The organism is Longicatena sp. (assembly GCF_982403165.1).
The window spans coordinates 1-9232 of the sequence record NZ_CEVYEL010000078.1 but is presented as its reverse complement, the minus strand read 5'-3'; the positions used below and the strand labels follow the sequence as shown (position 1 = coordinate 9232).

8 protein-coding genes are annotated in these 9232 nt (G+C 37.8%); 7 read left to right on the top strand and 1 reads right to left on the bottom strand.

Annotated elements, in window-relative coordinates; translation table 11 throughout:
• Nucleotides 1-977: 977 nt before the first annotated feature.
• On the bottom strand, nucleotides 978-1883 hold the full coding sequence (locus tag AC1VS3_RS12015) for an endonuclease/exonuclease/phosphatase family protein (protein WP_008691176.1): 906 nt from the start codon (nucleotides 1881-1883) through the stop codon (nucleotides 978-980).
• A 287-nt stretch (nucleotides 1884-2170) separates the two neighbouring features.
• Between AC1VS3_RS12015 and AC1VS3_RS12010 the strand changes: the two genes are divergently transcribed.
• From AC1VS3_RS12010 to AC1VS3_RS11980, 7 genes are all read left to right on the top strand, one after another.
• Entirely contained in the window at nucleotides 2171-3430 is a 1260-nt protein-coding gene (locus AC1VS3_RS12010; RefSeq protein WP_008691178.1) for a PTS transporter subunit EIIC, read from the top strand.
• A 13-nt stretch (nucleotides 3431-3443) separates the two neighbouring features.
• Nucleotides 3444-4274 carry a PRD domain-containing protein gene (locus tag AC1VS3_RS12005; protein WP_008691180.1) on the top strand — a complete coding sequence of 277 codons (831 nt, stop codon included), beginning with the start codon at nucleotides 3444-3446 and terminating at the stop codon, nucleotides 4272-4274.
• Nucleotide 4275: 1 nt separating this feature from the next.
• Nucleotides 4276-5691, top strand: coding sequence for a PTS transporter subunit EIIC (locus tag AC1VS3_RS12000; RefSeq protein ID WP_226897107.1), 1416 nt, complete (start codon nucleotides 4276-4278; stop codon nucleotides 5689-5691).
• Nucleotides 5692-5859: 168 nt separating this feature from the next.
• The gene (gene rsmG / locus AC1VS3_RS11995; RefSeq protein WP_008691184.1) at nucleotides 5860-6570 is read left to right on the top strand and encodes a 16S rRNA (guanine(527)-N(7))-methyltransferase RsmG; all 711 of its coding nucleotides are present in this window, start codon (nucleotides 5860-5862) and stop codon (nucleotides 6568-6570) included.
• An 11-nt stretch (nucleotides 6571-6581) separates the two neighbouring features.
• Entirely contained in the window at nucleotides 6582-7346 is a 765-nt protein-coding gene (locus AC1VS3_RS11990) for a ParB/RepB/Spo0J family partition protein (RefSeq protein ID WP_008691186.1), read from the top strand.
• 16 nt (nucleotides 7347-7362) lie between these two features.
• Nucleotides 7363-8145, top strand: a complete 783-nt coding sequence (locus AC1VS3_RS11985) for a ParA family protein (RefSeq protein ID WP_008691188.1) — start codon at nucleotides 7363-7365, stop codon at nucleotides 8143-8145.
• A 15-nt stretch (nucleotides 8146-8160) separates the two neighbouring features.
• Entirely contained in the window at nucleotides 8161-9048 is an 888-nt protein-coding gene (locus AC1VS3_RS11980; RefSeq protein WP_008691189.1) for a ParB/RepB/Spo0J family partition protein, read from the top strand.
• The last annotated feature ends 184 nt before the right edge of the window (nucleotides 9049-9232 follow it).

Sequence of the window (9232 nt, the reverse complement as noted above, 5' to 3'; positions counted from 1 at the left end):
ATGGACAAAAATGTTTTAATTATTTTGTGTGTCTACTTGACACAAGCTGATCAATGGGAACGTTTGATCGTTGAATTATGGAACTTGTCCAAGGCTGATGCGTGAAAGGGTATCTTGTAGAGGTATTCCATCAGAGGAAAGTTATTTCAATATCATAATCTCAACATAATTTAGGAAAATACGGTGAGGATCATCGGAAGTTAAAGCCTGAAGAAGTACTGGTGACAGCAGACAAGGTATCAGGAAACGATAACAGTGATGTTATCACTCATAGGGATATGAGGAAACTCCATAGTATTGTTCCATTAGGATTATAGAATTTATCAAGAAACTACTTCGTAATAACAATATATGTATAAGGGTGGTGAGAAGATAAATTATATAAATCATGTTAAGATAATTTCGTTGTAAAGAGAACCGTAAGAAAGTGTTTCACATATTGGTTGTGTAAATAGTAGTAATTACGTAAGTGTATCAAACAATGAAAGGGTAACATGATATTCACAAACGTTAAGTATACTGATGAGATTTGAGCAGCGTCATTGGAATTCAAGCAAAGTCAGGAGAAATCAAAAGCGTAAGTGAAAATGTGAAACATAGGCAATAAGAATGCAGTAAGGTGAAATAACTGCGCTAGATAAGGAAATAGGAAAAGACCTATGTGGACATAATGAAACAGATACGTAGCGCTATTCTTGATTGATGTATTGTAATTTGATGGAAATCGCGAAGTAAAAAGATGAATATCTTATACAAAGACATGAAAGAGAATGGTCGTGATAAACATACAAATAAATAGTAGAGCCTTCTATACAAGTGAATTGAGATAGAAGGCTTTTTTTAGTGACAGATTGACTCCTAATGATTCTGAATATTCGAATATCATTTATGTTAAAGATGTAAATTGATAATCATAAAAAGAGAACTGTAACGCTTAACAGTTCTCATAATAGGAAATGAAGGGTAATGTTATGAAACTATTCTCCTAGCTCTAATGTAGCTACTAGAGGATTGTGGTCAGACAATTTAGAAGGAATCATTTTAACTTCTTTGATCGTGATGTTTTTTGACACAATGATGTTGTCGACACTGTTTACTTTCATAGTATCATCAACGCCATTATACGTATCTAACCATTTGCCATCTAAACCATTGGCAATATGATATTTTTCTTTAAATGCATCAAATTCTTTTGTGGACTGATCGGCATTAAAATCACCAACTGCAATTACATATTTGCAAGTATCGCTGTCCATGGCTTTCATTAAGGTTTCCATCTGCTGTTTGCGCAATTTCTGATCTTCATAGCTTAAATGAGTGTTATAGAAGGCGATTTCTTTGCCGTCTTTTTCAATTACGACACGCTGATATAAACGTGGTTCAATAGGATTCTTTGCGGATACAGCATCCATCTTTGCTTCGGATTCTTTATTGTCTGGATCATAGTCTTTGTAAGCATCCGCCAATTCCTGTGCGATTTCTTTACCAGCAAATAAATCGCTATACAATTTAGTAGCATCTTTGCTCTTGAATTCATATTTCGATACTGTCGCAATACCATATTCACCACCGGAGAAAGCGATGGCATTTGAGAAGAATGCATCCTTGTAAGGATCAACTTTGAATTTGCTGACTACATCATAGTGATTACGTCTTGTCATGTTATCGACTTCTTGAAGTCCGAAAATCTCAACACCGTTTTCTTCCAATAATTTACGCTGTGCATCTACATCTGGCTGTGATTTTGCGTCAATGTTGTTTGATGCGACAACCAGTGTATTGCCGCTTGTTTCCTTTTTGTCCTTGTCGGCATTGTTGTTAGAACATCCTGTTGCAGTTGCCAATAAAGTCATGGCACATAAAGCACATAATAATTTTTTCATAGTTTCCTCCTGTTTTACGAACATAAACATGTAAAGCTGGATCCAGAGCAGAACGATATCTACATGAAACTACAAAAAAAGGCATAAGTTTTTCCCCAAAAACTCATGCCTGATTGAACAGTAACACGTTTTATCATTTCGCTTCTAACTTTTACACACAAATGATAAGCGTTTACATTTCGTTTGTCAATCCCTTTTTTTAAAAAATTTTTATTTGCGATATTTACAATTTGTGAAAAAATGTTATCATGAAAACGTTTTATAATTCTAGAAAAGGAAGTGGTTTCATGACTTGGTATCGAAAATTATGGGTTGCCTGTATGCCTCTTTTGTTGTTTCTTCCTATAGTTTCTATCATGGCTAGTATCAGTCAGCTACTTGCTGAAATCCTTCCTTTTATGACACTATTTGTTCGTCTGGATGCCTTGTATGCTAAGGCGCTGCCTTTCTTACTGGCAGGCTTTGTATCTTATCAGTTTTGTAGACATAAGGATGGCAGTGTTGTCTTATCGGCAATGATTGCTTATTTACTCATCATCAGTGTTTTACAAAGTGAGGTTTTGAATGAGGCTTTTGCTTATCAATGGCATGTAGATGTGGCTGTAGATTATATTCAAAATCCATTGACTGCCATCTTATGCGGATTGGTTGCGGCAAAGCTATTTGAGCGGTTTTCGCAAGTACAGTTGCCCAAAAGTCTGGCTTTTTTCAGTGGACGTCGTTTGGTCCCGATATTAACTATTTTCATCATGTTGGGATTGGCTGTTCCGTATTACTTTATCTGGACATTTACAATACGTCAATTGTTCTCTTTAACAGCTGTATTATATGAGCATGGAATAGTTGGGGCAAGCATTAGTAAAGTCCTGAATAGTGGACTTGTGATTGTTGGTTTACGTGATATCAGTGATGGTTTTTATATCCTTCCCGGTTTTCAGAAGGGCATTACCGTCATGCAATATGGTGTAATGCCTGCATTTATGCTTTCCTGGATGGTATTCCTTCTTCATAAGAAACGATATCCCATGGCTATTTTTGTGAGTTTGTGTCTGTTACAATGCCTCTTATCACAGGCTAGTGACGCTTTTGTGTTGTATTTGTTTATCAGCGCACCGCTATTATGGCTTGTATATTGCATAGGGAGTGGCTGTATATTTTATTTGGCTTACTTTTCTGTTTCAGGTGGATTGCTGACGGTCGTTTTTGGTAGTATCTATATCAGCTTGCTATGGCTTTCTTATAAAAGACAGTGGCTTTATTTACCCCAGGAAAAGCGTGGTGCTATCCATGATGAATATGTCGTAGAACTGTTAGAAGTTTTTGGCGGCATGGAGAATATAAGAGTGATGAAAGCGATGAATCGCAGCTTATTTATCACTGTGTATGACATGGATTTTGTAGATGAACAACGATTACAAAAGCTGTGCGCTTATCATCTTGCAAAGGATGAATACTGCTATGAATTGGCGGCAGGTAACCAGGCATTTGCTTTGCAGCAAGCGTTGCAAAGGTTACAGGAAAAAGAATTACAGCAATTGCTGTTGTAAAAGGAGGGACATCATGCAAATCATACATGTTTACAACAACAATATTGTTTCGGCAATTAGAGGCAAACAGGAAATGATCATTGTCGGAGCAGGAATCGGCTTTCATAAACGGCCCGGCGATACGGTAGATGAAAAACGCATTGAAAAGACATATACCTTTGAAGATGAACAGAAAAAACAGCTGCATATGCTGTTGGAACGTACACCTATTTTGTATTTTCGAATTGCTGAAGTCATAGCCCGTAAGGCATGCGAGACTTTAAAAATAGAAGTGAGCCCACAGCTATTGATCTCATTGAGTGATCACATCCATTATGCGGCAGAACGTAAGAAACAGAATATCAATGTTCCTAATTTCATGTTAAATGAAATCAAAACATTGTATAAAAGAGAATTTAAAGTGGGTCTGTGGGCGTTAAAGCTCATTCAGGCAAATACGGAAATCAGTTTCCCAGAGGATGAGGCTGGTTATATTGCCATGCATATCGTCAATGCCACATTAAACAATGGTGGGCGTAGCAGTAATGTATCAAAAATCTTACGTTTCATTAAAGATGTACAGCGAATCGTTGAGGAAACGTATCAGGTTCATCTTGATGAGAATGAACTTAACTTTTCACGTTTTATTACGCATTTAAAATTTTTGGGACAGCATATGTTTTCAAATCAAAAGACGAAAAAAGAAGAGCTTGGCGATTTGTATGCCTTTTTGATAAAACGCAATGATAAAATGGAACATTGTATTCATCAGATCAGAGAAACGATCAAAGAAAAATATCATTATGAGCTACAGGAAAATGAACAGGTGTATCTGATGATCCATATTGGAAAGCTGATTGATTAAGATGAAACTACAGAAATTAGGAAGAGCCCTCATGTTGCCAATCGCCGTCTTCCCGGCTGCGGCATTGCTTATGGGGATTGGCTATGCATTAGAAGAAAGTGGTATGGAAAATCTATATTTTATGGCAATGATCTTGCAGAAAACAGGAAATGTTATCATCTCTCAGATGCCAATGATTTTTGCGATCGGTGTAGCTTATGAACTAAGTGATGATAAAAGTGGTTTAGCTGCCTGTAATGGATTATTATGTTTTCTTATTATCACCAGTTTGCTTTCGGTATCGAATGTCTCTTTTTTAGAAGATACCTTGCGCTTTCGGGTAGATGAAGCTTTTGGCAATATTAATAATCAGTTCATTGGGATTTTAAGTGGTCTGTTAGCTGCATTTAGTTATCGTCGTAAACATGTTTCTACAAACTATTTACCTGCTGATTTTAGGGTCTTGGTTTATACCTCCATCTTTGCTATGCTTTGTTCCATCGTTTTATATATCGTCTGGCCTCTCATTTTTACATTGCTTATTTCCATTGGCACCATGATCAAGGATATGGGACCTTTGGGCGCAGGTATTTATGCGTTTTTAAATCGCCTGTTGGTTCCATTGGGATTGCACCATATGTTAAATTCTATCTTTTGGTTTGATGTGATTGGTATTAATGATATTGGCAATTATTGGGCAGGCACGGGAATACGCGGAGTCACGGGCATGTATCAGGCAGGGTATTATCCAATCATGATGTTTGGTGTGGTAGCCATGGCTTTGGCGATGTATCAATGCTGTTTTATTACGCGGAAAAAGAAGATGAAGCCGTTTTTTGTATCCTCTGCTATTGCGTCGTTTCTCACCGGTGTTACGGAGCCATTAGAATTCTCCTTTATGTTCTTATCTCCATTGCTCTATGTGATGCATGCTTTACTGACTGGTATTTCGGTGTTTATGGCAGCCAGCTTACAATATATTGCTGGCTTTAGCTTTAGTGCCGGGGCTATTGACTTTGTATTGGCGAGTTCGCTCCCTATGGCAGTAAAACCATATATGCTATTCGTTCAAGGTGGGCTTTTCTTTGTGATATATTATGTGCTATTTCGATTAATGATCAAGAAATTTGATCTTTGTACTCCGGGAAGAGAGAATGATCAAAATGAGCCGTTTCAAGAAGGAAGTATTGCTGCTGAAGATTTGAATGAGATGGCAAAAGTCATCATTGAAGGCTGTGGCGGGGCAGAAAATATCATTGCGATTCATTCCTGTATCACACGTCTTCATATCACATTAAAAGATCAGGATAAGTTTGTTTTTAAGCGCATTCGTCAAAATGGTGCTGCCGGTTATTTAAAGACAAAAGAAGAAATTCAGATTGTGTATGGTGCGCATGTGGATGCTATCATGGATGTATTAAAAAATTATCAATTGTAATCAGTTAAACGACGGGGAAGCCATGCAACGTATAGAAAGATACAGAAAACTTCATGGCAATTCTTTCAAAGATTGCTTCTTTTTATGATGCCCATCATTGAAAATCATAAACTTAATGTTTTGTTCATACGGTAAGTTTGTTATAATAGTAGATGCTGGAGGGATACTATGTCCAATACATTTCATAAAGAAGATTTTTTTCATGTTGTAAAATCATATGGCATAACTTTGCAGGATACGCAGCTGCAACAATTTGCCATGTATGCTGCTATGCTCCTTGAATGGAATCAAAAAATGAATTTGACGGCGATTACGGATATGGATGAAATCTATGAAAAACATTTTCTGGATTCTATATTGCCCTCCTTTGATGTAAAACTGAAGGGTACTTTCTGTGATGTTGGGGCAGGTGCTGGGTTTCCTAGCATCCCTTTGAAAATCGTTTACCCTGACTTAGAAATTACGATTGTAGAAACATTAGGAAAACGAATTACTTTTTTAGAAGCTCTGTGTCATCAGCTGAAGTTAAACAATGTGCATTGTGTACATGCAAGAGCTGAAGATTATGCGAAAGAACATCGGGAAAGCTTTGATATCGTCAGCGCAAGAGCGGTTGCAAACTTAACAATGCTTTCAGAATTATGCATTCCGTTGGTAAAGGTAGGCGGTATGTTTTTGGCATTAAAGGGTGCCAATGCGCTAGAGGAGTATGCGTTGGCTGAAAAAGCAATTCGCCTTCTTGGATGTGAGGAGAAACGCAGGGATGAAAAAGTGCTGTCGGATGGTTCCAAAAGGGTCAATTTTGTCTTTGAAAAGGTAAAGAAAACCCCATTGAAATATCCAAGAGCATTTGCGCAAATAAAGAAAAATCCCCTTTGAGGAGGAATAGAATGGAAGATACAAAGATGATAGCAATCGATTTGATTGAACCGAATCCATATCAGCCACGCTTGGAATTTGATCAAGACGCGCTAATGGATCTGGCACAATCAATTCGTGAAAATGGTTTGATTCAGCCAATCACCGTACGAAAGGTTAATGATAAATATCAAATCATCGCCGGTGAACGTCGATTCCGTGCATTACGTTTAAATGGTGCTGTAGAAGTACCGGCAAATATTATGGATGCTGATGAAGTACAGATGGCAGAAATGGCATTGGTTGAAAATATTCAAAGAGAGAATTTAAGTGCCATAGAAGAAGCCAAATCGTATGTGGAAATCATGAAATATGCTGGCATTAATCAATCGCAGCTGGCTTTACGTGTAGGTAAATCACAAAGCTCTATTGCCAATAAAATTCGCTTGTTAAATCTGGATGAGGAAGTACAGGAGGCAGTCAGTGCACGCCGTATCAGTGAACGTCATGCCCGTGCTTTGTTAGGCTTAGATGAAGAAAAACAGAAACAGACATTGCAGAAAATAGAAAAAAGAGGTCTGACCGTTGCACAGACAGAAAAATTATTAAAGGAAGAGGCACAAGGGCCAAAACCAAAGAAAAAAGTTATGCTGAAAGGCATTAGTAAGAGTATACGTATTGCTTTAAATACCATTCATCAAGCGGTAAGCATGGTGAATCGGGCAGGCTGTGAGGCACTCATGCAGGAAGAAGAACGTGAGGATGATGTCATCATAACCATACGCATTCCGAAATAGAAAGGTCTGGTTACATATGGGAAAAATTATTGCTGTTTCAAATCAAAAGGGGGGCGTTGGTAAAACGACCACTTCGATTAATTTAGCGGCAGGGTTAGGATATTTAGGTAACAAGGTTCTGTTGGTAGACTTTGATCCACAGGGCAACGCAACACAGGGAGTCGGTGCTGAAGTAGGTGAAGATAAACTTTCTGTATACAATTTGATTATGGAACATTATGAGGTGAGAGACATTCGTAAAAAGTTATCATCACCTCCGATAGATATCATACCAGCCAATATATCTTTAGCAGGTGCCGATTTGCAGATGGTAAAATTTGAGGTTGGAAAAGAAGAATTATTAAAAAACAAATTAGAACCGATTAAGGATGAATACGATTTTATCATCATTGACTGTCCGCCTTCTTTAGGCTTGTTGAATACCAATGCCTTAACGGCGGCAGATTCGGTTATTATTCCAGTACAGTGTGAATATTATGCGTTGGAAGGTGTGACACAACTTTTATTAACGATTCGTCTGGTACAGCAGCTGTTTAATAAGAATCTGATGATTGAAGGTGTGATCTTAACGATGTATGATGGACGTACGAAATTAAGCGTAGAAGTGCAACAGGAAGTTCGTCAGCATTTCAAAGATCGTGTATATAAAACCTATATACCTCGAAATGTAAAATTAAGCGAGGCACCATCACGTGGTATGTCGATTTTTGAATATGATGTACGTTGTGAAGGAGCAAAAGCATATGCCGGATTAGCGAATGAGGTTGTCCGCATGAATAAGAAGGCGAAGGCCAGATAGGAGGTAAGCGTCAATATGGCAAAAAAAGAGAACAATGCCAGACTGGGCAAAGGACTATCGGCTATCTTTGGTGAAGATGTCAGCAATGTTTTAGAAGACATTCAGCAAGGGAAAAGCGAGGTTCATGAAGACAGCAAGTTTGAGGTGGATGTTAAGGATGTAAAACCGAATCCTTATCAGCCAAGAAAACACTTTGATGATGATAAGATTCAGGAATTGGCAGATTCGATTAAATTACATGGTGTGTTTACACCAATCTTAGTTAAAAAAGCAGTCAAAGGTTATGAACTAATTACCGGTGAGCGTCGTTTACGTGCCAGCAAGCTAGCTGGGTTAAAGCGTATTCCGGCCATCCTGATGGATTTTGATGATCAGCAGATGATGGAGATTGCCTTATTGGAAAACATTCAGCGTGAAGATCTGAATGCTATTGAAGAGGCGCAAGGCTATGAAAAGCTGATTAAGAAACTAGGATATAAACAGGAAGAATTAGCACATCGTATTGGGAAATCCCGTGAACATGTTGCCAATATGTTACGATTATTAAAATTGCCTGCATCTGTGCAACAGCATGTAGTGAATAATGAACTCAGCATGGGGCATGTACGCGCCCTGTTATCCTTGAAAGATCCAAAACTCATGGAAGAGGTAGCGCAAAAGGCAATACAATTGCATTTATCTGTGCGTGCCGTGGAAACGCTTGTTAAAAATATGAATGAGCCTAAGCCGGAACCGGTGAAAAAAGAGCGAGACGTTAATCTGGATCAGGTAGAGAAACGATTACAGAGTCGTTTTGGCACAAAAGTAAAAATTGATGAAAAACAAATTGTCATTAAGTATCATGGCAACGATGACCTCAATCGTGTACTTGAGATGATTGGCGGATTAGATGAAGAAATGTAAGAAAGATGCGATGTATTCGTGTCTTTTTGTTTGCGAATTTTCATGGTGATAAAGACGATAGAAAGGACTATAGTATAACTTTTAGTAATAAAAAAAGAATTGTGATAGTACAATCATATGCACAATTCTTTAGGTCATATAAAAAATTATTTGTTTTTTAAAATATTATGCCGGATATAAGCAA

What these genes read in the sequence shown, in the direction of transcription:
- AC1VS3_RS12015 (WP_008691176.1), bottom strand. Translation starts at nt 1,883, where the DNA reads ATGAAAAAATTATTATGTGCTTTATGTGCCATGACTTTATTGGCAACT.
- AC1VS3_RS12010 (WP_008691178.1), top strand. Translation starts at nt 2,171, where the DNA reads ATGACTTGGTATCGAAAATTATGGGTTGCCTGTATGCCTCTTTTGTTG.
- AC1VS3_RS12005 (WP_008691180.1), top strand. Translation starts at nt 3,444, where the DNA reads ATGCAAATCATACATGTTTACAACAACAATATTGTTTCGGCAATTAGA.
- AC1VS3_RS12000 (WP_226897107.1), top strand. Translation starts at nt 4,276, where the DNA reads ATGAAACTACAGAAATTAGGAAGAGCCCTCATGTTGCCAATCGCCGTC.
- rsmG (WP_008691184.1), top strand. Translation starts at nt 5,860, where the DNA reads ATGTCCAATACATTTCATAAAGAAGATTTTTTTCATGTTGTAAAATCA.
- AC1VS3_RS11990 (WP_008691186.1), top strand. Translation starts at nt 6,582, where the DNA reads ATGGAAGATACAAAGATGATAGCAATCGATTTGATTGAACCGAATCCA.
- AC1VS3_RS11985 (WP_008691188.1), top strand. Translation starts at nt 7,363, where the DNA reads ATGGGAAAAATTATTGCTGTTTCAAATCAAAAGGGGGGCGTTGGTAAA.
- AC1VS3_RS11980 (WP_008691189.1), top strand. Translation starts at nt 8,161, where the DNA reads ATGGCAAAAAAAGAGAACAATGCCAGACTGGGCAAAGGACTATCGGCT.